Source organism: Vibrio sp. 1978 (assembly GCF_033344345.1).
This window is the reverse complement of record NZ_JAWPOP010000009.1, coordinates 92,206-114,906: the sequence shown is the minus strand read 5'-3', so window position 1 is coordinate 114,906 and position 22,701 is coordinate 92,206. Positions and strand designations below refer to the sequence as shown.

Below are 22,701 nucleotides of genomic sequence, written 5' to 3'. Positions count from 1 at the left end.
AATCTGGCTCCTCCTGCTGGGCTCGAACCAGCGACCTGCGGATTAACAGTCCGTCGCTCTACCAACTGAGCTAAGGAGGAATTGCTTTGCTTGAAAGCGGGAAGAATCTTACCGAGCACTCAAACTACTGTCAACAGTAAAAAAATACATTTTTAGCAAAAAATATTGATTTAAGGGCTTTACTTTTCTGTATGGCTTGCCAGTAAAGGCTCGAGGTTAGTTATCCACTAAATTTGTGGATAAGTATGTTGATGAGATCTGGGTAAAGAAAATTAATATGCAACTAAGTTTTTATTTAATGAGTTTTTAGTCGGAGTTATGCGTAAAATAAGCAAATAAAACAGAGATTTATCGATGTTAATCAAAAGGTATTCAAAGTGGATAAAAATCAATCTTTTGGGGATAAGAAAGTTTTAAGCTAATTTTTGGGGAAAAGTTGTGGAAACTATAATGTAAAGAATGTGTGTAGCTCTTCAACTAGGGCGAAGTACTATATCAGAGTCACTTTTGTATGGCTATAGCATTCTAGACAAACAAGAAAATTTATTAACAATGATGGTTAAATTCTCGATAGACGTAGATTTCATTAGCTAAGGTGTATATATATACAGCCAAAGCGCAGTAAAATTGAGGAAGGGTATGAGTAAAGTCTATGAATTGGTCTCCGATTATCAGCCATCGGGCGATCAACCAGGAGCGATCAATCAGTTGCTTGAGGGGCTCGATGCTGGGCTAGCACATCAAACCTTGTTGGGGGTCACAGGCTCAGGTAAAACCTTCACACTAGCGAATGTGATTGCTCAAGCCCAACGACCTGCAATATTACTTGCGCCAAACAAAACGCTTGCTGCTCAGTTATATGGTGAGATGAAGTCATTCTTTCCTAATAATGCGGTTGAGTATTTTGTTTCTTACTACGATTACTACCAACCTGAAGCATACGTTCCCACAACAGATACTTTCATTGAAAAGGACGCTTCGGTTAACGCCCACATTGAGCAAATGCGACTGTCTGCCACTAAAGCTTTATTGGAACGGAAAGACGCTATTATCGTTGCTTCGGTTTCAGCTATCTATGGTTTGGGTGATCCGGAATCCTACTTACAAATGATGCTTCATTTGCGACGTGGAGATGTGATTGATCAGCGTGATATGCTTCGTCGCCTAGCGGAGCTCCAATACTCGCGCAATGATGTTGCTTTTGAGCGAGGGCAGTTCCGTGTCCGTGGCGAGGTGATTGATATATTCCCTGCTGAATCAGACCAAGACGCTGTGCGCGTTGAGATGTTTGACGATGAGGTGGATTGCATCAGTGTGTTCGACCCATTGACAGGCGTGGTCAAACAACGAGACTTGCCGCGCTATACCATCTATCCCAAGACGCACTATGTGACGCCAAGAGATCGCATTCTTGAAGCGATTGAAAATATTAAAGTCGAACTAGAAGTGCGCAAAAAGCAGCTTCTAGATAACAACAAGCTACTGGAAGAGCAGCGAATTAGCCAGCGCACTCAATTCGATATCGAAATGATGAATGAGTTGGGCTTTTGCTCCGGTATCGAAAACTATTCTCGTTATCTCAGTGGACGCTCGGAAGGTGAGCCGCCACCAACCCTGTTTGACTACTTACCTCATGATGGCTTGTTGATCATCGATGAATCTCACGTGACAGTACCGCAGATAGGTGCCATGTATAAAGGCGACCGTTCGCGTAAAGAAACGCTGGTGGAGTTTGGTTTCCGGTTACCTTCAGCTTTGGATAATCGTCCACTGAAGTTTGAGGAGTTTGAAGCACTAGCGCCACAAACGATTTTCGTCTCTGCTACTCCTGGAAATTACGAACTAGAAAAATCGGCGGGTGATGTAGCGGATCAAGTCGTTCGTCCTACAGGCTTGCTTGACCCTGAGTTGGAAGTTCGCCCAGTAGCGACCCAAGTCGACGACCTATTGTCTGAGATCCGTATTCGCGCTGCTAAAGATGAGCGAGTTCTGGTTACAACACTGACCAAACGAATGGCTGAAGATCTCACCGAATACCTTCACGAACATGATGTTAAGGTACGTTATTTACACTCAGACATTGATACTGTTGAGCGTGTGGAAATTATCCGTGACCTTCGCCTTGGAGAATTTGACGTGCTGGTGGGAATCAACTTATTGAGAGAGGGCCTGGATATGCCAGAGGTCTCGTTAGTTGCAATTTTGGATGCGGATAAAGAGGGCTTCTTGCGGTCTGAACGCTCACTCATTCAGACCATTGGTCGTGCTGCACGAAACATCGAAGGTAAGGCGATTTTATACGCTGACCGAATCACCAACTCAATGAAAAAGGCGATGGATGAAACTAACCGTCGTCGCGAGAAGCAGGAAGCGTACAACGAAGAAATGGGTATTTCGCCACAAGCGCTCAAACGAAATATCAAAGACATCATGGAACTTGGCGATATCACTAAGTCTAAACGCCAGCGTAACACTAAACAGGTACCATTATCGAAAGTGGCGGAGCCTTCGCAAACTTACGAGGCACTGTCCCCTCAGCAGCTAGAAAAAGAAATCAGTCGACTGGAGGCGGCGATGTATCAGCATGCGCAAGATTTAGAATTTGAGTTAGCGGCACAAAAGCGTGACGAGATTGAAAAACTACGAGCGCAGTTCATCGCAAATAGTTGAACAAACTTACCGATTTAGCTATCTAAGCATTTTAGGTCGCTTGTAAAAAAAAAGAAGCCAATAGGCAGTCGGGTCTATTGGCTTGTTTTGTGAACATATCGTTCACTAACAACGTCAGTTGGCTAGGTGACCCGAGGGGTCACTATCGTTACAGCATGGTTTGTGCCACTTTTTAAATAATTGATATTATTTTTGAATTTTTTCCTTTGCTCATAATTTAGCTAATGTTATTTGCAAAATGCAAAGCGTAATGCGATTATTGTTTAAAACACAACAAAATAATAGCTAGGTTATGCAACAAAAACCCGAAGGCCCAAAGTCTCGTTACCTTTTAATGGTCGAGGACACCGCATCTGTTGCGGCTCTGTACCGCTCATACCTGACACCGCTTGGCATAGATATCAATATTGTCGGCACAGGTAGGGATGCCATTGAGAGCCTAAATCATCGAATTCCAGATCTTATTTTACTCGATCTCCGTCTGCCAGATATGACGGGGATGGACGTTTTACATGCCGTTAAAAAGAGTCATCCCGACGTACCTATAATCTTTATGACCGCTCACGGTTCTATCGATACCGCTGTCGAGGCCATGCGTCATGGCTCACAAGACTTTTTAATCAAACCGTGTGAAGCAGACCGTTTACGTGTCACGGTTAACAATGCCATTCGTAAAGCGACCAAACTAAAAAATGAAGCCGATAATCCAGGTAATCAGAGCTATCAGGGGTTTATCGGCAGTAGCCAAACCATGCAGCAGGTTTACCGTACGATAGATTCAGCTGCGAGCAGTAAAGCGAGTATTTTTATCACTGGTGAAAGTGGTACTGGTAAAGAGGTATGTGCCGAGGCTATTCACGCAGCAAGTAAACGAGGTGACAAACCTTTTATTGCAATTAACTGTGCTGCAATTCCAAAAGATTTGATTGAGAGTGAACTGTTTGGTCACGTAAAAGGGGCCTTTACTGGCGCTGCGAATGATCGTCAAGGGGCAGCTGAGTTAGCGGATGGCGGCACACTTTTTCTAGATGAGCTTTGTGAGATGGACTTGGATTTACAAACCAAGTTGCTACGATTTATTCAAACGGGCACATTCCAAAAAGTGGGTTCCTCAAAAATGAAGAGCGTGGATGTGCGCTTTGTGTGTGCCACTAACCGTGACCCATGGAAAGAGGTGCAAGAAGGTCGATTCCGTGAAGATTTGTACTATCGTTTGTATGTCATTCCTTTGCATTTACCGCCTTTACGCGAACGAGGCGAAGATGTTATTGAAATTGCATACTCACTGTTAGGTTACATGTCACACGAAGAAGGAAAAAGCTTCATACGTTTTGCGCCTGATGTCATCGAGCGATTCAACAGCTATGAGTGGCCGGGTAACGTTCGTCAGTTACAAAACGTGCTACGCAATATCGTTGTTCTAAACAACGGTAAAGAGATTACGTTGGACATGTTACCGCCACCGTTGAATCAACCGCTTGACCGTCCGTCGTCTGTGGCTAAATTAATTGAGCCGAAAGCGATGACCGCATCTGAGATTATGCCATTATGGATGACGGAAAAAATGGCAATCGAGCAAGCGATTGAAGCATGTGATGGCAATATTCCTCGAGCGGCGGGATACCTTGATGTCAGTCCGTCGACGATTTACCGCAAGTTACAGGCATGGAACGGCAAGGAAGAGCGGCAAAAAGTATGAGTGTAAATGTATTAAATCAGCAAAAAATAGATGAACTGTCGATGGAAATTGGCAGTGACAACGTACCTGTACTGTTCGATATCTTCCTAGGAGAAATGGATACCTATATCGAGAACTTATCCCAACTACAGGGGGCAGAGCGATTAGCTTACTCAAAAGAAATCAGCCACGCGTTGAAAAGTAGTGCTGCGAGCTTTGGGGCAGATCGCCTTTGTGAACTGGCGATGTCCATAGACAAAAAAGCGAAAGCCGGTGAGTTAACTGCGGAGTCTGAGGAGTTAGAGGCTATGTTCGATCTTTTGCACGAAACTCGAGATGCTTATCGCTCTTGGCGACAGTAACTATTTATTCCTATTAACCATTTTTTCTTAGTAAACATCTGTTCTTACTGGATGCCTGAACTAAAACCCTTCGATGACAGAAGGGTTTTCATTATCAATAAACACCTTAAAAGAGGGCGCTAGCCAGGTAACGTGCTCTTAAATAGAAAGTTGTAGCTGACTTTCAATCGCTAGTTTGAGCTTGTTTCTATCGTGACGCCAGTCTCGGTTAGAGGAGGCGAGTGACTCCGTCACTACATTCCATTGACTTAAGACGTCTTGCTCGGTTTTCTCTGCTAGAACCACGTCTATTTTTCTTCCTTGACAGGCACGTTCACACCATTCTAATTTTTGAGCCATCGTCATTCGTCCCGCTGGGCCGTATTCTGGACTCAGGTTAGCAACAAAAATGACTTTTGCTTTTGTGTTTGCTGCAATCGCTTTGCCGAGTTCAGGCAGCAATAAAGGAGGCATGATACTAGTTAAAAAACTGCCAGGGCCAAGAATAATCGCGTCCGCTTCCGCCAAAGCTGTGATGGCTTCTTTGGTAGCAGGCACTTCTGGTGAAAGATCCAAACGTCGCAAGTCTGATTTCATTTCGTCGACATTTGTTTCTCCCGTAACCCACTTCCCATCTACGGATAACGCGGAAAGATCCGAAGGGTGTTCGGACATAGGAAGGATGTTAACATCGACTTTTAACATATTGCGAATCAGATTAATGGCATCTAAAGGTCTGACCGATAAGTTATCGAGTGCAGTAAGCATCAAATTACCAAGATTATGACCATCAAGTTCGCCAGTGCCTTTGAAGCGATATTCAAACATCATCGAACTGATTGAAGGCTCTGTAATGAGCTGATTAATACAGTTACGTGTGTCTCCCCAAGCGATTCCTCCTTGGCAGTGACGAATTCTTCCTGTTGAACCACCATTGTCAGTCGTGGCAACAATCCCAGTTGCATTGCTGCCAAAATCTCGTAATGCGGCCAGCATTCGACCTAAGCCATGACCACCGCCAACAGCGACCACTTTTTTATCTGTGTAGATATTCATTATGTTCTTCTAATAATCTAATAAAAAACGGCTACAATTTATCTTAAGGGGTGTCTTAAAGGTACTCACTTAGCGGTAAATTGTGTCTCTAGAGAGTTTTTTATCACTCAAGTCTGGATTCCATTACAAATATTAAGTATTTTACACCGCAAAGCTATCAGAGATTTCATATCTCTGGTTGCCATAACTCCGAGCTCACTATTGCTAAGTCCTTGGATAGGCGTTTTGAGCCAGTGGCATACTGTCACAAGGGCATGATTGGAAATGGCCATGCCTCCCGTGTTTGGAAAGGTGTTCCGTGGCGCAACAATTCGAAGACAAATTTCATCGTAAGTTTTATTACTTGCGTCTGTCTGTGACCGACGTATGTAATTTCAAATGTACCTATTGCCTTCCTGATGGCTATAAGCCTTCGGGCAATAAAAACTCGTCTTTTTTATCTCTCCCTGAAATCAAACGGGTCGTAAAAGCATTCGCTGATTGTGGCACGTCAAAAGTGCGCATCACTGGTGGTGAGCCTAGCTTACGCAAAGATTTTACCGACATTATCCATTCAGTAGTGGCGACGCCTGGCATTCAAAAAGTTGCAACGACAACCAATGGCTATCGCATGGCAAAACAAGTCGCAGATTGGCGTGAAGCGGGTTTAACCCACATTAATGTCAGTGTGGATAGCCTTGACCCGCGTATGTTTCGTCAAATCACAGGTGAAAATAAGTTTACTGAAGTCATGAATGGTATCGAACGTGCGTTCGAGGTCGGTTATGAGCAAGTAAAAGTTAATGTGGTGTTGATGAAAGATCTGAACCATCACGAGCTGCCAGCGTTTCTTAACTGGATAAAAGATCGTCCAATCCAACTGCGTTTCATTGAGTTGATGCAAACGGGTGAGATGGATGAGCTATTTAATAAGCACCATGTATCCGGAGTGGCAATTCGTAACCAGCTAATTGCAAATGGTTGGTTGCTGAAAGTGCGCTCGCATAATGATGGTCCTGCGCAAGTATTTGTTCATCCTGATTACAAGGGTGAAATAGGTCTTATCATGCCTTATGAAAAAGACTTTTGTGAAAGCTGCAACCGACTGCGCGTTTCTGCGGTGGGTAAGCTGCACCTATGTCTGTTTGGAGACCACGGTGTAGAATTGCGTGATCTTTTGGAACGTGATGAGCAAGAGAGTGAGCTTATTGAACGTATCCAGGCGCAGTTACAAACCAAGTCGGTAAGCCATTTCTTGCATGATGGCAATACTGGTATGACGCCACACCTCGCGTCTATCGGCGGCTAACTTCATTCAATTTTTAGAGCGAGTTCACTGATAAGCTGGCTCTAACTTTTTCCGAATAGATACCAAGCGTATCAAAGCTAATTAAGAGAATAGGTGAACAAATGGGTCACGCTGAAAGCAAATTCCAACCTGCAAATATTGCCGTTCTAACGGTATCTGACACTCGTACTGAAGAAAACGATACCTCTGGTCGTTACCTAGCTGAGCATGCTCAAGAAGCGGGTCACAACGTAGTAGACAAGCAAATTGTTATTGATGACATGTATAAGATCCGCGCGATTGTTTCTCAATGGATTGCTGATGAAAGCGTACAAGCGATCATGATTACTGGCGGTACAGGTTTCACCTCACGTGATAGCACGCCAGAAGCACTTAAGCCCCTATTTGATAAAGAAGTTGAAGGTTTTGGTGAGTTGTTCCGTATGGTGTCGTACGAAGAGATCGGTACGTCAACTATTCAGTCTCGTGCGATTGCAGGTTTTGCTAACCACACCGTGATCTTCGCAATGCCAGGTTCAACTGGTGCGTGCCGCACAGGCTGGACAAAAATTATTAAACAGCAGTTGGATGCAAGTCATCGCCCTTGTAACTTCATGCCACACCTATCTGTATAACCTTTCCTAAAAGCGAAGGAAAAACAATGACCCAATTTACACATATCAATGCTTCTGGCGAAGCAAACATGGTTGACGTGTCAGCAAAAACGGAGACGGTTCGTGAAGCTCGTGCTGAAGCATTTGTTCACATGGCCCCAGAAACACTTCAACTGATTGTCTCTGGCCAGCACCACAAAGGTGATGTATTTGCGACGGCTCGTATTGCTGGTATTCAAGCTGCGAAGAAAACCTGGGATTTGATTCCACTTTGTCATCCGCTACTACTCTCTAAAGTTGAAGTTCAACTGGAAGCTATCGAAGCAGAAAACAAAGTTCGCATCGAATCAGTATGTAAACTTGCGGGTAAAACTGGTGTGGAAATGGAAGCGCTCACGGCAGCTTCCGTTGCTGCTCTAACGATTTACGATATGTGTAAAGCAGTACAAAAAGACATGGTCATTGGTCAAGTTCGTCTACTGGAGAAAACGGGTGGTAAATCTGGTCACTTTAAGGTGGAATCATGATTAAAGTACTTTTCTTTGCTCAAACTCGCGAGCTGATTGGCATCGACAGTGTCGAGTTAGACAGGCCGTTTGAAACGGTTGAATCAATTCGTGCACATCTAGTGGAAGAAGGCACTAAGAAAGATGGCAAGTGGGATTTAGCGCTCGAGCCAGGAAAGCTACTTGCTGCAGTGAACCAATCCATCGTCCCTCTGGATACACAAGTAAAAGCAGGTGACGAAGTTGCGTTTTTCCCGCCGGTAACTGGGGGTTAAGATGGATTCTCGTGTTTCTGTACAAATTGAAGACTTTTCGGTTGAGCAAGAATATCAACGTCTATCTGAAGGGACGGCTGCCGGCGCTGTCGTTACATTCGTTGGTAAAGTTCGAGATATGAACCTTGGGGATAATGTCATTGGTTTACATCTAGAGCACTATCCGGGGATGACAGAGAAGAGCTTGAGCGACATTTGTGATCAAGCTGAGTCTCGCTGGCCACTATTAGGTGTACGCGTGATTCATCGCGTCGGAGACATGGATAGCGGTGATCAAATTGTATTTGTGGGCGTTTCTAGTGCGCACCGCGGCGCGGCATTTGATGCGTGCGAGTTCATCATGGATTATCTGAAGACCCAAGCACCATTTTGGAAAAAAGAGCGTACGACGAATGAAGATCGTTGGATTGAGTCGCGCGACACCGATCATCAAGCTGCACAGCGTTGGGAAAAATAGAACTAACCCGCATTCTAGTGAAAAAAGCTAAGTGCTAATGGCACTTAGCTTTTTTTGTATTTATCTTCATTGTATTGCTCACTTTGTTTCAATATTTCCTATCTTTTGTCTGGTGATATTCTTCACAATAAAAGTTTTTTGCCCAATATATAAACAATTATTTGTTAGACTTGATTTGTCATAAATGTTAAATGATGTGTAAATATCTAGCATAAGATGCTAGTAAATGGTTTAAACTCAGATTAATCGAAAGTTTCGCCTGTTAAATGTCGCTTCTGGTCTTTATTTGGCTGGTGAATGCTTTGGAGTTAGAGTTTACTGCTAGATATGTGTGGTTTGGTCAGCATTATTGGTTTTTTTGCTACATTTTTATGGCAAATTACTTCAATGATTGCTAATGTGTGCCGCAGTCTTTGTAAGGTTTTAGACTTTTGTGCTCAGAAAGTGCACTAAAAAAATCTAAAACTCTGACCGTTCCAGGCCCTTACAAAGAAGTCATGGATGCTAACGAAAAAATTTGGAGTTTTACGCATGTATAAGAATAAAATCACGCGCGCTTTATTTATTGGTGCTGGTCTTTCTCTCGCTCTAGCTGGTTGTGGTGAAAAGCCTGCGGAGAAACAAGCTGCTGAGCCTGCTCCGGCTCCAGCCCCTGAAGCTAAATCTGATTCTAAAGAGCCAAAACTTGCTGCTGTTCAAGAATTGGTGCGTGGTAACGGTACAGAAGTTGCGACAATAGACCCTCATAAATCTCAAGGTGTTCCAGAATCCCACGTGATTCGCGATCTTCTTGAAGGCCTTGTAAACCAAGATGCGGACGGTAACACTATCCCTGGTGTTGCAGAATCTTGGGAAACTGAAGACAACAAAACATACACTTTCCACTTACGTGAAGACGCAAAATGGTCAAACGGTGATCCTGTCACTGCAGGTGATTTCGTTTACAGCTTCCAACGCGCAGTCGATCCAGCAACCGCCTCTCCATATGCTTGGTACATGGAATACACCAAGATGAAGAACGCAAAAGACATTGTTGCGGGTAAAAAAGATAAGAGCGAGTTAGGTGTTAAAGCGGTTGACGATCACACGTTAGTGGTTGAGTTAGATACTGCAGTACCATATTTTGTAATGATGATGGGCCACACGACAGTGAAACCTGTTCATCAAGCAACTGTTGAAAAGTTCGGCGATCAATGGACGAAGCCAGAGAACTTTGTAGGTAACGGTGCTTATGTTGTTGACAACTGGGTTGTAAACGAGCGTTTGGTTCTAAAACGTAACGAACAGTACTGGGACAACGAAAACACGACGCTTGACCAAGTTACTTTCCTACCAATCGAGAACCAAGTAGCGGAAATGAACCGCTTCCTAGCGGGTGAAATCGACTTCACGAACGAGCTGCCTACAGAGCACTTCAAGCGTCTGAAGAAAGAGCACCCACAAGAAGTGTCTGTAACCGGTAACTTATGTACTTACTACTACATCTTCAATACGAAGAAAAAGCCGTTTGATGATGTTCGTGTGCGTAAAGCGATTTCTTATGCGATTGACCGTAACATTGTGACTGATGCGATTTTAGGTCAAGGTCAAAAGCCAGCTTACTTCCTAACACCTGAAATTACGGCAGGTTTCAACCCAGAAATTCCTGCATACGGCAAAATGACGCAAGAAGAGCGTAACGCAGAAGCTGCGCGTCTATTGGAAGAAGCGGGTTACGGCGCAGACAACCCTCTTGAATTTAACCTTCTATACAATACATCAGAGAACCACAAGAAACTTGCGGTTGCACTGGGTTCAATGTGGAAGAAGACGCTTGGTCTAGACGTTACGCTAGAAAACCAAGAGTGGAAAACTTACCTATCTACCAAAGATTCTGGCAACTTTGAGGTTGCTCGTGCAGGTTGGTGTGGCGACTACAACGAAGCTTCATCTTTCCTAACGCTGATGATGAGTAATAACACTACTGGTGGTATTCACTACGACAGCAAAGAGTACGATGCGATCATGAACAAAGCATTTGCTTCAACTTCTGACGAAGAGCGCCAAGCACTTTACCTAGAAGCAGAGAAGTTGATGGCCAAAGATATGCCAATCGCACCTATCTACCAGTACGTGAAATCACGTCTACTATCACCGAAAGTTGGTGGCTTCCCAGTAAATAACGCGGAAGACAAGATTTACTCTAAAGATCTCTACATCACAGAGTAATTCGTAACTCGATAGAACTATAAAAATGAGGCCCTACATGTGAGAAATTGCATGTAGCGCCTATCTTTAGTCCAAAAGAATTGGACGACTTCTTTAATTTAACTGTCACAGACTGAAAGAGTGAGTTTATGCTTAAATTCATCGCAAAAAGGATATTTGAGGCGATCCCAACAATGTTGGTTTTGATCACCGTATCTTTCTTTCTTATGCGCTTTGCACCGGGAAACCCTTTCTCGACAGAGCGTCCATTGCCACCCGAAGTAATGGCAAATATCGAAGCTAAATATGGCTTGGATAAACCTGTATTTGAACAATACACCACGTATTTGACCAATGTTATCCAAGGTGATTTCGGACCGTCATTTAAATACCTTGATTACTCAGTAAACGAGCTGATCGCGGTTGCCTTACCTGTTTCGGCTAAAGTGGGCTTCATCGCCTTTATCTTTACTTTGATAATGGGGGTTACCGTCGGTACCATTGCTGCGCTCAAGCAAAATACTTGGATTGATTACACCATTATGTCGACTGCGATGCTTGGTGTCGTAATGCCATCCTTTGTATTAGCGCCTGCGCTTATCTACATATTCTCGCTTCATTGGAATATCTTCCCTGCGGGCGGTTGGCAAGATGGTAGCTGGCAGTATTTAGTGCTTCCTGTTATTGGTATGTCGCTACTGTATGTTGCTACCTTTGCTCGTATCACGCGTGGTTCGATGATCGAAACCCTAAACAGTAACTTTATTCGTACGGCACGTGCTAAAGGTCTAAGTTACCGTTATATCATTATCAAACACGCTCTTAAGCCGGCACTTCTCCCTGTTGTTTCTTACATGGGCCCAGCTTTCGTAGGTATCATCACCGGTTCCGTTGTTATCGAAACCATTTTTGGTCTGCCTGGTATTGGTAAACTATTCGTTAACGCTGCGTTTAACCGTGACTACTCGCTAGTAATGGGGGTAACCATTCTGATTGGTTTCCTATTCATTCTATTCAACGCGATTGTAGATATTTTACTTGCAATGATTGACCCGAAAATTCGCTACTAACAGGGACGTTTGGTTATGTTAACGAAAAAAGAAAACCTAGAAGCGATTGAGAAATTCTCCGAAAACTTGGAGATTGAAGGTCGCAGTCTTTGGCAAGATGCTCGTATCCGTTTCATGCGCAACAAAGCGGCGATGGTGAGCTTATTCCTTCTTGTTCTAATGACGTTGGCGGTTATTATCCTGCCAATGATCGCACCGTACACATTTGATGATACTGACTGGTACGCGATGCACGTTGCACCGAATGCTGACCATTGGTTTGGTACTGACAGCTTAGGCCGTGATTTATACGTGCGTACGCTAATTGGAGGTCGTATTTCGTTGATGGTAGGTGTTATGGGTGCATTTGTAGCGGTACTGATTGGTACGCTCTACGGCGCAGCATCTGGTTTCATCGGCGGTAAAGTTGACCGCGTAATGATGCGTATTCTAGAAATTTTATACGCGGTACCGTTTATGTTCCTGGTGATTGTACTGGTAACATTCTTCGGTCGTAACATCATGCTGATCTTCGTTGCGATTGGTGCTATCGCATGGCTAGATATGGCGCGTATCGTACGTGGCCAGACTCTTAGTCTACGTAGCAAGGAGTTTATCGAAGCGGCACATGTGTGTGGTGTAAGCAACTGGAAAATCATTACTCGTCATATCGTACCGAACGTACTGGGTATTGTAGCGGTATACTCTACGCTGCTTATCCCAAGTATGATTCTAACGGAATCATTCCTATCATTCCTTGGTCTTGGTGTTCAGGAACCAATGACAAGTTGGGGCGCTCTTCTACAAGAAGGTGCACAGACAATGGAAGTAGCAATCTGGCAGCTGGCATTCCCAGCAGTGTTCATGGTTGTGACGCTATTCTGCTTCAACTACGTTGGTGACGGCCTGCGCGATGCGCTGGATCCAAAAGACAGATAATTAAAAGATAAGATTAAGGAAGCAATGATGAGCTTATTAGATGTCAAAGATCTGCGCGTCGAATTCACCACGCAAGATGGTATCGTAACCGCAGTAAACGATTTGAACTTCTCTCTCAACCAAGGCGAAACCTTAGGTATCGTTGGAGAGTCGGGATCAGGTAAATCTCAAACCGTATTCGCAATCATGGGCCTTTTGGCTAAGAATGGTATTATTTCTGGTAGCGCAAAGTTTGAAGGCAAAGAAATCCTAAACTTACCAGAAAAAGAACTGAACAAAGTGCGTGCGGAACAGATCGCAATGATCTTCCAAGACCCAATGACATCACTGAACCCTTACATGAAAGTCAGTGATCAGTTGATGGAAGTGCTTATGCTGCACAAAGGCATGGGCAAAGCGGAAGCATTTGAAGAATCAGTACGCATGCTGGAAGCGGTAAAAATCCCTGAAGCGCGTAAGCGTATCACGATGTACCCGCATGAGTTTTCAGGCGGTATGCGTCAGCGTGTAATGATCGCGATGGCGTTGTTATGTCGTCCTAAACTGCTTATAGCCGATGAGCCAACAACAGCACTTGATGTGACGGTACAAGCACAGATCATGGACTTGTTGAATGAGCTGAAATCTGAGTTCAACACAGCGATCATCATGATCACTCACGACCTTGGTGTGGTTGCAGGTTCGTGTGACAAGGTGCTGGTGATGTATGCAGGCCGTACCATGGAGTACGGCAACGTAAACGAAATTTTCTACAATCCAAGCCATCCTTATGCGGAGGGGCTGCTGAAGGCGATTCCTCGCCTCGATACTGAGGGTGAAATTCTGCCGACCATTCCTGGTAATCCACCAAACTTGCTTCGTCTACCGCCGGGCTGCCCTTATCAAGAGCGCTGTCACCGTGTGATGGATCGTTGTAAGCGCGAGGCGCCAATTCTGACACCATTTGGTGATGGTCGTCAGCGTGCATGTTTTTCTGAATGGGAGGCTTGGAACAAATGAACGCAGTAGACAAAAAACTAATTCTGGACATTTCTGAGCTGAAAGTTCACTTCAGCATTGCCTCAAAGTCGGCATGGCCGTGGTCAAAGCCTTCGAGCCTGAAAGCGGTAGATGGCGTGAACGTTCGACTATACGAAGGGGAAACGCTTGGTGTAGTAGGTGAATCAGGTTGTGGCAAATCGACGTTTGCTCGTGCCATCATTGGTCTGGTTGAAGCTACTGACGGCCAAGTAGTTTGGTTGGGTCAAGACCTTACTAAAATGAAAAGCGTTCAGCGCCGTGAGACGCGTAAAGAAATTCAGATGATTTTCCAAGACCCATTGGCATCGCTGAATCCGCGTATGACTGTTGGTGATATCATTGCTGAACCTCTTGAGACATTCTATCCAGAACTGTCTAAGCAGGAAGTGAAAGATCGCGTTAAAGAGATGATGGCGAAAGTTGGCCTATTACCTAACGTGATTAACCGTTACCCACACGAGTTCTCGGGTGGTCAGTGTCAGCGTATCGGGATAGCGCGTGCGCTTATCCTTAAGCCTAAGATGATCATTTGTGACGAGCCAGTATCGGCGCTTGATGTATCTATTCAAGCTCAGGTGGTTAACCTACTTAAAGAGATTCAAAAAGAGTTAGGGCTTTCTCTGGTATTCATTGCGCATGACTTGTCTGTCGTTAAACACATTTCAGATCGCGTTTTAGTTATGTATTTAGGTAATGCCGTGGAACTTGGCGAGGCCGAGGCTCTGTTTGCTGATCCTAAGCACCCATATACGCGTGCGCTAATGTCTGCGGTTCCGATCCCGGACCCGGATATTGAGCGCAATAAGAAAATCCAAATGCTAGAGGGTGATCTTCCTTCACCTATCAACCCACCGTCGGGTTGTGTATTCCGCACTCGTTGCCCACAAGCAACCGAAGAGTGTGCGAAGACAAAGCCAACCATTTTAGGTAATGACGTTCACGCGGTATCTTGTTTACACGTTAGTGTATAAATTCAGCCTGTGACGGGCTTAAGCGCGACACCTTCATCGGGTCGCGCTTTTTTTATGTGTCTGATTTATACATTCGAATTTCTTGAACATGATGTCCTAAGTTCGATGATTCTCTGTTTGATAGGAAACGCTAATATAGACACAAACAGAACGAGAGGAGAGCAATCATGGGTAAGTTGGTTGAAGGTGTTTGGCAAGATGTCTGGTATGACACAAAATCAAATGGTGGCAAATTTGTGCGCGAAGATGCCGGATTCCGTAACTGGGTTAAAAACGACCCTGATGCGGAGTTTACACCAGAGTCCGGTCGATACCATTTGTATGTCTCTCTTGCTTGTCCGTGGGCACATCGAACCCTCATTTTCCGCAAGCTGAAAGGTTTAGAACCACATATTGATGTCACGGTCGTTTGCCCTGATATGCTCAGCCAAGGTTGGCAAATGGGGCTTCCTGAGCCATTGTTTGGTCACACGCGCATGTATCAAATTTACACGCAGGCCAAACCCGATTACACGGGCCGCGTAACCGTGCCTGTACTTTGGGATAAAAAGACCAATACTATTGTGTCAAACGAGTCGTCAGAGATCATTCGCATGTTCAATTCGGAATTCAATGCGTTAACAGGGAATCACGACGACTACTATCCAGAACATCTAAAACACGTTATTGATGAGTGGAACGATTTTGTTTATCCGAATGTCAACAACGGAGTGTATCGTTGTGGCTTCGCGACTACACAAGAGGCGTATGAAGAAGCGTTTGATTCTTTGTTTAATGCGTTAGATAAAATCGATGCTCACCTAGCGACGCATCGTTACTTAGCAGGGAACACAATTACTGAGGCGGATTGGCGTTTGTTTACGACTCTTATTCGTTTTGATGCGGTGTATGTGGGGCATTTCAAGTGTAACAAGCAGCGCATCGCAGACTACGAAAATATACAAGGCTACTTAAAAGAGTTGTATCAAGTTGAAGGCGTCGAAGACACGACGGATTTCTATCACATTAAACGCCACTACTACTTCAGCCACACTGGGATTAATCCGACGCAAGTTGTACCAAAAGGGCCTGATTTAGACCTAAATACTCCTCATGGAAGAGAAAGGATTGGCTAGTTTGCTGCTTCCATCGCAAATGAAAAAGTACTTAACGGTTAGCAATGCCGTTAAGTACTTTTGTGTCATCTAAATACCGGGAGTAGGAGTTTACTTTTTCATTCATCGTCACCTTACTTAGCGCGTACGATGTCCATCACTAGCTTTCCGTCCACTTTTACAGGACCGTCCTCTTTAGCGCCGAGCGTATACTCAAACACACCAGTCTTCATGCCACCTTTCTCTCCGTGGACCATTAACATCAGCATATCGCCTGATTCTACTGGTTCCATCAAAATTGCATTTACGTTTTCATTCTTTCCCATTTTTAACGGAGCGTAGCCGATAACAGGACCAGGCTTCATTGATTCGTCTGTTCGGTGGACAACCATCCACCCATTGTCATCAGCATGAGCCATTTCAGCGGTCACCGTTCCTCCGGACATATCTTGATCGACGCCTTTAATACTCGGGGCGGAAAAGCTGAATGAAGAAAAACTAATCAGAAACGCAGCTAAACCAAACTTTATCAGTGATGTATTGATGAAATCCTTCATATATATTCCTTAGCAGTCAATGAGTTTGTGCATTGCAGTAGCTTTTACGTATTTCCTAGCAAAAAAGTTTAGCTAAAACGTAAATAATGCCGATAAATTGAACAGGGACCGTGCTGCTTTGGAGCCAATGCATTTTGGGGAGTGGGTCAATCGGTGTAAGAACAAGCACGAGCAATGTCGATTAGGTATGGGGGCGATAGGGAGAAAAGCTTTGTGCACCAGTAATTATAGGTTGTGCAGTGATTGGTATAAAAAACAAATAAGTGTTCTGGCCAGCAATAGAAAAAGCCCTCGACGAATCGAGGGCTTTGTATCTATATCCAACTAGATGTCAGAAGCGATTATTTAGCTTCTTGGTCTGCTTGGATAGCTGTTAGAGCGATGGTGTACACGATGTCGTCTACTAGCGCGCCACGAGACAAGTCGTTTACAGGTTTACGCATACCTTGCAGCATTGGACCGATAGATACTAGGTCAGCTGAACGTTGTACCGCTTTGTAAGTCGTGTTACCCGTGTTTAGGTCTGGGAATACAAATACTGTCGCTTTACCTGCAACTGGAGAGTTTGGTGCTTTAGAAGCAGCAACGTTTTCCATAATAGCAGCGTCGTACTGTAGAGGACCGTCAATGATAAGATCAGGACGTTTCTCTTGAGCCAGTTTTGTTGCTTCACGTACTTTATCAACGTCTGCACCCTTACCAGATTCACCAGTAGAGTAAGAGATCATTGCAACGCGTGGTTCGATACCGAATGCTGCTGCAGAGTCAGCAGATTGGATAGCGATTTCAGCAAGCTGTTCAGCAGTTGGATCTGGGTTGATTGCACAGTCACCGTAAACCAGTACTTGATCAGGCAGAAGCATGAAGAATACTGAAGATACGATAGACGCATTTGGTGCCGTCTTGATGATTTGGAACGGAGGAACGATAGTGTTCGCCGTAGTGTGAACAGCACCAGAAACTAGGCCGTCAACTTCGTCGTTCTCAAGCATCATTGTGCCTAGGAATACTGAATCTTGTAGCTTCTCACGAGCCACAACTTCAGTCATGCCTTTCGCACCGCGCAACTCAACTAGGCGAGCAACGTAGTTTTCACGAACAGCATCTGCATCAATGATGGTTACACCAGTACCTAGCTCAACGCCTTGTTGAGCCGCTACGCGACGGATTTCATCTGGGTTACCTAGAAGTACACAGTCTGCAATGCCGCGTTCAGCACAGATCGCTGCTGCTTTAACTGTGCGTGGTTCGTCACCTTCTGGAAGAACGATACGCTTACCTGCTTTACGAGCAAGTTCAGTTAGCTGGTAACGGAACGCTGGTGGGCTTAGACGACGAGACTTCTGAGTGCCTTCAGTCATAGACTCGATCCAGTTACCGTCGATGTGGCCAGCAACGTGTTCGTTGATGAACTCGATACGCTCTTTATCGTCTGCAGGTACTTCGATGCTGAAGCTCTGCAGGTTTAGAGACGTTTGCCAAGTGTTACCTTGTGCTTTGAAGATAGGTAGACCAGTGTCGAATGCTGGTTTACATAGGCCTTCGATTTCGCTAGGGATATCGTAACCGCCAGTTAGCAGTACTGCACCAATATCCACACCGTTCATTGCAGCAAGAGAAGCAGCAACGATAACATCAGGACGGTCTGCAGAAGTAACAAGTAGAGAACCCGGTTTGAAGTGCTCAATCATGTTTGGCAGAGAACGTGCACAGAAAGTGATGCTCTTGATGCGACGAGTGTTGATGTCACCTTCGTTGATGATATCTGCTTTCAGGTGCTTAGCCATGTCGATTGCGCGAGTCGCAATCAGATCAATACTCCATGGCACACAACCTAGTACACGAATTGGAGAAGTGTTGAAAATTTCCATCACTTTCAATTCGTTTTGTTTTGCGCTGTCTGCATCGTCAAAGATTTCAGATAGGTCAGGGCGAGTACGGCCAGCTTCGTCAACAGGAGCGTTTAGCTTGTTGATGATAACACCAGAGATGTTTTTGTTTTTAGTGCCGCCGAAGTTAGAACATGCTACTTCGATACGCTCTTTCAGTTGCGCAGGGTTATCAGTACCTGGAGTCGCAACTAGCACGATTTCTGCACCAAGTGTTGCCGCGATTTCCGCGTTTACTTGGTTTGCAAATGGGTGCTTACGAGTAGGTACAAGACCTTCGATTAGCGTAACGTCTGCGTCTTTGTTGATTTGGTTGTAACGTTCAACAACGGTTTCTAGCAGCTCGTCCATGTTGTCGTTACCGATTAGGCTTTCAGCAACAGACATCGCCATTGGTTCACCGATCTTCATATCGCTGTTACGACCAACGATAGTTGAAGTCAGATCTGGCTGATCACCACCTGAACGTGGCTGACAGATTGGCTTGTAGAAAGAAACTTTAACGCCTTTACGCTCCATAGCGCGAAGAACACCCATGCTAACGCTTGTTAGGCCAACGCCTGCGCTAGTAGGGATAAGCATAATAGTACGAGACATTCGTAGAGTACCTTTAGCTATTTGGGGGATAAAAGCTCAACTCTTATTCCATGAAGCTCGAAGAATAGGAGTTGAGCCCCTAAGAAATTCGTTTGAATGAAAATCTGGCTAGCCGAGTGGCTAGCCAGGAATTCAATTAAAGACCTGTCAGGCGAGCAGTGTCTTCAGCGATGACTAGCTCTTCGTTAGTAGAGATAACCATTGCAGGGATACGGCTGTTTTCAGTCGTGATAACGCCTTCGCCGCCGAAGCGAGCTTTAAGGTTAGCTTCGCTATCTACTTCGATACCGAAGATGCCAAGACGGTTTAGAACCATTTCACGGATAGGGCCAGAGTTCTCGCCGATACCGCCAGTGAAAGTGATTGCGTCTAGACGGCCTTCCATTGAAGCAGTGTAGCCAGCAACGTATTTAGCTAGACGGTGGCAGAACACGTCCATTGCGCGTGTTGCTTCTTCTTTTTGACCGTAGTTGTCTTCAACGAAACGACAGTCAGAAGTCACTTCAGTTAGACCTTGAAGACCAGACTCTTTAGTTAGCATCGTGTTGATTTGATCAACAGAGTAACCTAGAGCGTCGTGTAGGTGGAAGACGATAGCAGGGTCGATGTCGCCACAGCGAGTACCCATTACCAGACCTTCAAGTGGAGTAAGACCCATAGAAGTGTCTACAGATTGACCGTTCTTGATCGCACATACAGATGCGCCGTTACCTAGGTGACAGTTGATGATGTTTACTTCTTCAACTGGTTTGTTTAGTAGGCCTGCAACTTCACGAGTGATGAACAAGTGAGAAGTACCGTGCATGCCGTAACGACGGATACCGTGTTCTTTGTATAGGTTGTATGGAAGAGCGTATAGGTAAGACTCTTCAGGCATAGTTTGGTGGAACGCAGTGTCAAATACAGCAACGTTTTTCAGCTCTGGGAAGTTTTTCTTAGCCGCTTCGATACCGATGATGTGAGCAGGGTTATGAAGAGGTGCAAATGTTGCAGCGTCTTGAATACCTTTTAGAACTTCATCAGTAATTAGTGCAGATTGAGTGAACTGCTCGCCGCCGTGAACGATACGGTGACCGATTGCGCCTAGGTTAGCTTTAAGCTCTGGCTTAGAAGCAAGAATAGTTTCTACCATAAACGCTAGTGCTTCTTCGTGAGCTGCACCATTGCCTAGTTGAGCTTCGTGCTTGCCATCAAGTTTCCACTTGATGCGAGCTTCAGGAAGGTGAAGACACTCAGCAAGACCTGACAAGTGCTCGTCGCCGTTCTCGGCATCAACAACGGCAAATTTAAGAGAAGAACTACCGCAGTTTAAAACTAAAACTAGCTTAGACATGTATGACTACCTGTTATTCGTCTGATAAAAAAATCAGTTAAAGAATGAAAAATTAATCACAAGAATAGCCGATACCCAGAAGGCTGCGTACTAATCCTGGTCAAAAATTGTTCTAATTCCATATAAAGAAATAGTGATGAACCCTTCCATCACTATGATGCGATCCGTGCAGATAGATATCTCGGAGTTGCTTAAATTGTAAATAACAGCAACAATGAGATTGAGGGTCTGCAAAGGATAGCGATAATAAGCAATGATAACAAAAAAAATTTGAAAGAATATTAACTTTCATCAATTTTTTGTACCTTCAGTTGAAATGTTCAACTATTTTTTAGTGAGAGAACGGTATGAGTAATAAAGTCGGATTGATCCATAGCCTGAAAGATGGCCAGAATTACATGGAGATCTGGCCGGTTCGTAAAGAGCTAAGCGCCATATTTCCGGAACAGCGTATCATTAAGGCGACTCGCTTTGGCATTAAAGTCATGCCGGCCGTTGCTGCGATCAGCGTACTCACTCAAATGGCATTCAACAATTACCACGCGTTACCTCAATCCATTGTTGTCGCCTTGTTTGCGATTAGCTTGCCACTTCAAGGCATTTGGTGGCTTGGTGCTCGATCCAACACGAAATTGCCGCCTTCTTTGGCCTCTTGGTATCGGGAGTTGCATCAAAAAATTGTGGAAACAGGTTTTGCATTAGAGCCTGTCAAAGCTCGCCCTCGTTACAAAGAGCTTGCGATAATATTGAACCGAGCGTTTCGCCAGCTCGATAAATCGTCATTAGAGCGTTGGTTCTAATTTAAATTGTTTGAAATGGAGTGTGCACTGGCCGCTCCATTTTTGATCCTGCCTCTATTACCTACTTTGACGGTCGTTGATGAAGCGAGCGAAGCTTTGTTTACCAAAGATTCTTTCCGGATGAAGAAGTCCCCCCGATCACAAATGTTGCTTTAGTGTTAAATCTTTCTTTTCTTTACTAAGACTTAGTAGTAATAATAAAAACAAGATGCGCAAGAAGTGCACAGTTATATGAACACAACAATACCGCCTTCAAACATTTGAATTCACGAGTCGATACACATATTGAAAGCTCGTGAAACAAGGACGAAGTCACATCAAGGAGTTATGATGAAAACGAAACGTTTATTAGCCACTGCCGTTCTATCAGCTACTGCTATTTTCTCTTCTACCAATGTACTGGCCGCCACTGCAACTGTCGCAGTTTCACAGATTGTCGAACACCCGGCGTTAGACGCGACGCGCCAAGGGTTACTTGATGGTTTGAAAGCGAAAGGCTACGAAGAAGGCAAAAATCTAGAATTTGATTATAAGACCGCACAGGGTAATCCAGCGATTGCGGTGCAAATTGCCCGTCAGTACGTCGGCGAAAATCCTGATGTGTTAGTTGGCATCGCGACACCTTCGGCACAAGCTTTGGTGTCGGCTACTCGCTCTATTCCTGTTGTCTTTACTGCGGTAACAGATCCGGTTGGTGCGAAATTGGTTAAGTCGATGGAACAACCAGGTAAAAACGTAACTGGCCTGTCTGATCTTTCACCCGTTGCTCAGCATGTCGATCTCATCCAAGAAATTCTTCCTCAGGTGAAAAGCATCGGGGTTGTATTTAATCCCGGTGAAGCTAATGCCGTGACTTTAGTTGAATTACTAAAAGAAAGCGCAAAAGCAAAAGGCATACAAGTGGTTGAAGCGACCGCACTAAAAAGTGCTGATGTTCAGTCTGCGACTCAAGCGATTGCAGCGAAATCAGACATTCTTTACGCCCCAACAGACAATACAGTTGCAAGTGCGATTGAAGGGATGATTGTGGCAGCGAATCAAGCGAAGAAACCTGTATTTGGTGGCGCGACGTCGTATGTCGAAAAGGGTGCAATTGCAGGCTTAGGTTTTGACTACTACCAGGTTGGTGTACAAACCGCGGATTATGTGGCGGCGATTCTTGATGGTCAAGAACCAGGCAAGCTGGATGTAAAAGTCGCGACGGGTTCTGACCTTGTAATTAATGAAAGCGCAGCATCTAAGCTCGGTATCAAGCTGCCAAGTTCTGTGGTTGAACGTGCGACAAGCATGCAATAAGTAACGTTCTTTTGGGGTAAAGACCGTCACGCTGGTTGGTAGAGGCTTGCCCCAAAATTGATACTCGCCAGACTTCTCGTGTAGAGCATTCTGCTAGAGAAGAAG

General features: G+C 44.7%; 20 protein-coding genes, 1 tRNA gene and 1 riboswitch. Of the genes, 16 read left to right on the top strand and 5 right to left on the bottom strand.

All coding sequences use genetic code 11. The annotated features are described in order from the left end of the window. Positions 1–4 precede the first annotated feature (4 nt). A tRNA-Asn gene (locus R8N49_RS11250) sits at positions 5–80 on the bottom strand. A 559-nt stretch (positions 81–639) separates the two neighbouring features. On the opposite strand from R8N49_RS11250, the gene uvrB reads away from it, so the two are divergent. From uvrB to luxU, 3 genes are all read left to right on the top strand, one after another. Then, on the top strand, positions 640–2,670 hold the full coding sequence (uvrB, locus tag R8N49_RS11245; RefSeq protein ID WP_017636056.1) for an excinuclease ABC subunit UvrB: 2,031 nt from the start codon (positions 640–642) through the stop codon (positions 2,668–2,670). A 292-nt stretch (positions 2,671–2,962) separates the two neighbouring features. Then, positions 2,963–4,369, top strand: a complete 1,407-nt coding sequence (luxO, locus tag R8N49_RS11240; protein ID WP_005380768.1) for a quorum-sensing sigma-54 dependent transcriptional regulator LuxO — start codon at positions 2,963–2,965, stop codon at positions 4,367–4,369. Then, positions 4,366–4,710 carry a quorum-sensing phosphorelay protein LuxU gene (luxU, locus tag R8N49_RS11235; RefSeq protein WP_017636054.1) on the top strand — a complete coding sequence of 115 codons (345 nt, stop codon included), beginning with the start codon at positions 4,366–4,368 and terminating at the stop codon, positions 4,708–4,710. The genes luxO and luxU overlap by 4 nt, the downstream gene beginning before the upstream one ends. A gap of 138 nt (positions 4,711–4,848) precedes the next feature. On the opposite strand, the gene R8N49_RS11230 is transcribed toward luxU, so the two are convergent. Further along, complete coding sequence (locus R8N49_RS11230; protein WP_186584793.1) at positions 4,849–5,745, bottom strand: YvcK family protein; 897 nt, start codon at positions 5,743–5,745, stop codon at positions 4,849–4,851. Between the two features lie 175 nt (positions 5,746–5,920). Beyond that, a riboswitch (molybdenum cofactor riboswitch) is annotated at positions 5,921–6,055 on the top strand. Between R8N49_RS11230 and moaA the strand changes: the two genes are divergently transcribed. The 11 genes from moaA (at position 6,044) to R8N49_RS11175 (ending at position 16,145) form a co-directional block, all read left to right on the top strand. Next, entirely contained in the window at positions 6,044–7,033 is a 990-nt protein-coding gene (gene moaA / locus R8N49_RS11225) for a GTP 3',8-cyclase MoaA (protein WP_186584794.1), read from the top strand. (Overlaps the previous riboswitch by 12 nt.) A 101-nt stretch (positions 7,034–7,134) precedes the next feature. Further along, positions 7,135–7,647 (top strand): molybdenum cofactor biosynthesis protein B, encoded by a 513-nt coding sequence (gene moaB, locus R8N49_RS11220; RefSeq protein ID WP_005388935.1) that lies wholly within the window; start codon positions 7,135–7,137, stop codon positions 7,645–7,647. 26 nt (positions 7,648–7,673) lie between these two features. Next, positions 7,674–8,153 carry a cyclic pyranopterin monophosphate synthase MoaC gene (gene moaC / locus R8N49_RS11215; protein ID WP_005380779.1) on the top strand — a complete coding sequence of 160 codons (480 nt, stop codon included), beginning with the start codon at positions 7,674–7,676 and terminating at the stop codon, positions 8,151–8,153. Beyond that, on the top strand, positions 8,150–8,407 hold the full coding sequence (gene moaD / locus R8N49_RS11210) for a molybdopterin synthase sulfur carrier subunit (protein WP_186584795.1): 258 nt from the start codon (positions 8,150–8,152) through the stop codon (positions 8,405–8,407). Before moaC ends, moaD begins: the two co-directional genes overlap by 4 nt. 1 nt (position 8,408) lies before the next feature. Next, on the top strand, positions 8,409–8,864 hold the full coding sequence (gene moaE / locus R8N49_RS11205) for a molybdopterin synthase catalytic subunit MoaE (protein WP_005380781.1): 456 nt from the start codon (positions 8,409–8,411) through the stop codon (positions 8,862–8,864). Between the two features lie 531 nt (positions 8,865–9,395). Beyond that, positions 9,396–11,072 carry an ABC transporter substrate-binding protein gene (locus R8N49_RS11200; RefSeq protein WP_017633862.1) on the top strand — a complete coding sequence of 559 codons (1,677 nt, stop codon included), beginning with the start codon at positions 9,396–9,398 and terminating at the stop codon, positions 11,070–11,072. A gap of 128 nt (positions 11,073–11,200) precedes the next feature. Next, positions 11,201–12,121, top strand: coding sequence for an oligopeptide ABC transporter permease OppB (gene oppB, locus R8N49_RS11195; protein WP_005380786.1), 921 nt, complete (start codon positions 11,201–11,203; stop codon positions 12,119–12,121). 15 nt (positions 12,122–12,136) lie between these two features. Further along, entirely contained in the window at positions 12,137–13,039 is a 903-nt protein-coding gene (oppC, locus tag R8N49_RS11190; RefSeq protein ID WP_017633861.1) for an oligopeptide ABC transporter permease OppC, read from the top strand. A gap of 27 nt (positions 13,040–13,066) precedes the next feature. Next, the gene (locus R8N49_RS11185; protein ID WP_005380792.1) at positions 13,067–14,038 is read left to right on the top strand and encodes an ABC transporter ATP-binding protein; all 972 of its coding nucleotides are present in this window, start codon (positions 13,067–13,069) and stop codon (positions 14,036–14,038) included. After that, positions 14,017–15,030 (top strand): murein tripeptide/oligopeptide ABC transporter ATP binding protein OppF, encoded by a 1,014-nt coding sequence (oppF, locus tag R8N49_RS11180; RefSeq protein WP_005387265.1) that lies wholly within the window; start codon positions 14,017–14,019, stop codon positions 15,028–15,030. Before R8N49_RS11185 ends, oppF begins: the two co-directional genes overlap by 22 nt. 167 nt (positions 15,031–15,197) lie before the next feature. Continuing rightward, on the top strand, positions 15,198–16,145 hold the full coding sequence (locus R8N49_RS11175; RefSeq protein WP_042523110.1) for a glutathione S-transferase family protein: 948 nt from the start codon (positions 15,198–15,200) through the stop codon (positions 16,143–16,145). Between the two features lie 113 nt (positions 16,146–16,258). Here R8N49_RS11175 and R8N49_RS11170 read toward each other — a convergent pair whose 3' ends face one another. The 3 genes from R8N49_RS11170 to R8N49_RS11160 form a co-directional block, all read right to left on the bottom strand. Further along, positions 16,259–16,681 (bottom strand): hypothetical protein, encoded by a 423-nt coding sequence (locus tag R8N49_RS11170; RefSeq protein WP_005380804.1) that lies wholly within the window; start codon positions 16,679–16,681, stop codon positions 16,259–16,261. A gap of 341 nt (positions 16,682–17,022) precedes the next feature. Then, a complete protein-coding gene (gene pta, locus R8N49_RS11165) occupies positions 17,023–19,167 on the bottom strand; it encodes a phosphate acetyltransferase (RefSeq protein WP_005380805.1) in 2,145 nt (714 codons plus the stop codon). Between the two features lie 136 nt (positions 19,168–19,303). Then, positions 19,304–20,500 carry an acetate kinase gene (locus tag R8N49_RS11160; protein ID WP_005380807.1) on the bottom strand — a complete coding sequence of 399 codons (1,197 nt, stop codon included), beginning with the start codon at positions 20,498–20,500 and terminating at the stop codon, positions 19,304–19,306. 347 nt (positions 20,501–20,847) lie between these two features. Between R8N49_RS11160 and yfbV the strand changes: the two genes are divergently transcribed. Both yfbV and R8N49_RS11150 read left to right on the top strand, forming a co-directional pair. Beyond that, entirely contained in the window at positions 20,848–21,300 is a 453-nt protein-coding gene (gene yfbV, locus R8N49_RS11155) for a terminus macrodomain insulation protein YfbV (protein ID WP_005380809.1), read from the top strand. Positions 21,301–21,630: 330 nt separating this feature from the next. Next, on the top strand, positions 21,631–22,596 hold the full coding sequence (locus R8N49_RS11150; protein WP_017633858.1) for an ABC transporter substrate-binding protein: 966 nt from the start codon (positions 21,631–21,633) through the stop codon (positions 22,594–22,596). Positions 22,597–22,701 lie beyond the last annotated feature (105 nt).

Bases quoted from the DNA above. Each gene is read 5' to 3' on its own strand.
- uvrB (WP_017636056.1), top strand. From the start codon at position 640: ATGAGTAAAGTCTATGAATTGGTCTCCGATTATCAGCCATCGGGCGAT.
- luxO (WP_005380768.1), top strand. From the start codon at position 2,963: ATGCAACAAAAACCCGAAGGCCCAAAGTCTCGTTACCTTTTAATGGTC.
- luxU (WP_017636054.1), top strand. From the start codon at position 4,366: ATGAGTGTAAATGTATTAAATCAGCAAAAAATAGATGAACTGTCGATG.
- R8N49_RS11230 (WP_186584793.1), bottom strand. From the start codon at position 5,745: ATGAATATCTACACAGATAAAAAAGTGGTCGCTGTTGGCGGTGGTCAT.
- moaB (WP_005388935.1), top strand. From the start codon at position 7,135: ATGGGTCACGCTGAAAGCAAATTCCAACCTGCAAATATTGCCGTTCTA.
- moaC (WP_005380779.1), top strand. From the start codon at position 7,674: ATGACCCAATTTACACATATCAATGCTTCTGGCGAAGCAAACATGGTT.
- moaD (WP_186584795.1), top strand. From the start codon at position 8,150: ATGATTAAAGTACTTTTCTTTGCTCAAACTCGCGAGCTGATTGGCATC.
- moaE (WP_005380781.1), top strand. From the start codon at position 8,409: ATGGATTCTCGTGTTTCTGTACAAATTGAAGACTTTTCGGTTGAGCAA.
- R8N49_RS11200 (WP_017633862.1), top strand. From the start codon at position 9,396: ATGTATAAGAATAAAATCACGCGCGCTTTATTTATTGGTGCTGGTCTT.
- oppB (WP_005380786.1), top strand. From the start codon at position 11,201: ATGCTTAAATTCATCGCAAAAAGGATATTTGAGGCGATCCCAACAATG.
- oppC (WP_017633861.1), top strand. From the start codon at position 12,137: ATGTTAACGAAAAAAGAAAACCTAGAAGCGATTGAGAAATTCTCCGAA.
- R8N49_RS11185 (WP_005380792.1), top strand. From the start codon at position 13,067: ATGAGCTTATTAGATGTCAAAGATCTGCGCGTCGAATTCACCACGCAA.
- oppF (WP_005387265.1), top strand. From the start codon at position 14,017: ATGGGAGGCTTGGAACAAATGAACGCAGTAGACAAAAAACTAATTCTG.
- R8N49_RS11175 (WP_042523110.1), top strand. From the start codon at position 15,198: ATGGGTAAGTTGGTTGAAGGTGTTTGGCAAGATGTCTGGTATGACACA.
- R8N49_RS11170 (WP_005380804.1), bottom strand. From the start codon at position 16,681: ATGAAGGATTTCATCAATACATCACTGATAAAGTTTGGTTTAGCTGCG.
- pta (WP_005380805.1), bottom strand. From the start codon at position 19,167: ATGTCTCGTACTATTATGCTTATCCCTACTAGCGCAGGCGTTGGCCTA.
- R8N49_RS11160 (WP_005380807.1), bottom strand. From the start codon at position 20,500: ATGTCTAAGCTAGTTTTAGTTTTAAACTGCGGTAGTTCTTCTCTTAAA.
- yfbV (WP_005380809.1), top strand. From the start codon at position 20,848: ATGAGTAATAAAGTCGGATTGATCCATAGCCTGAAAGATGGCCAGAAT.
- R8N49_RS11150 (WP_017633858.1), top strand. From the start codon at position 21,631: ATGAAAACGAAACGTTTATTAGCCACTGCCGTTCTATCAGCTACTGCT.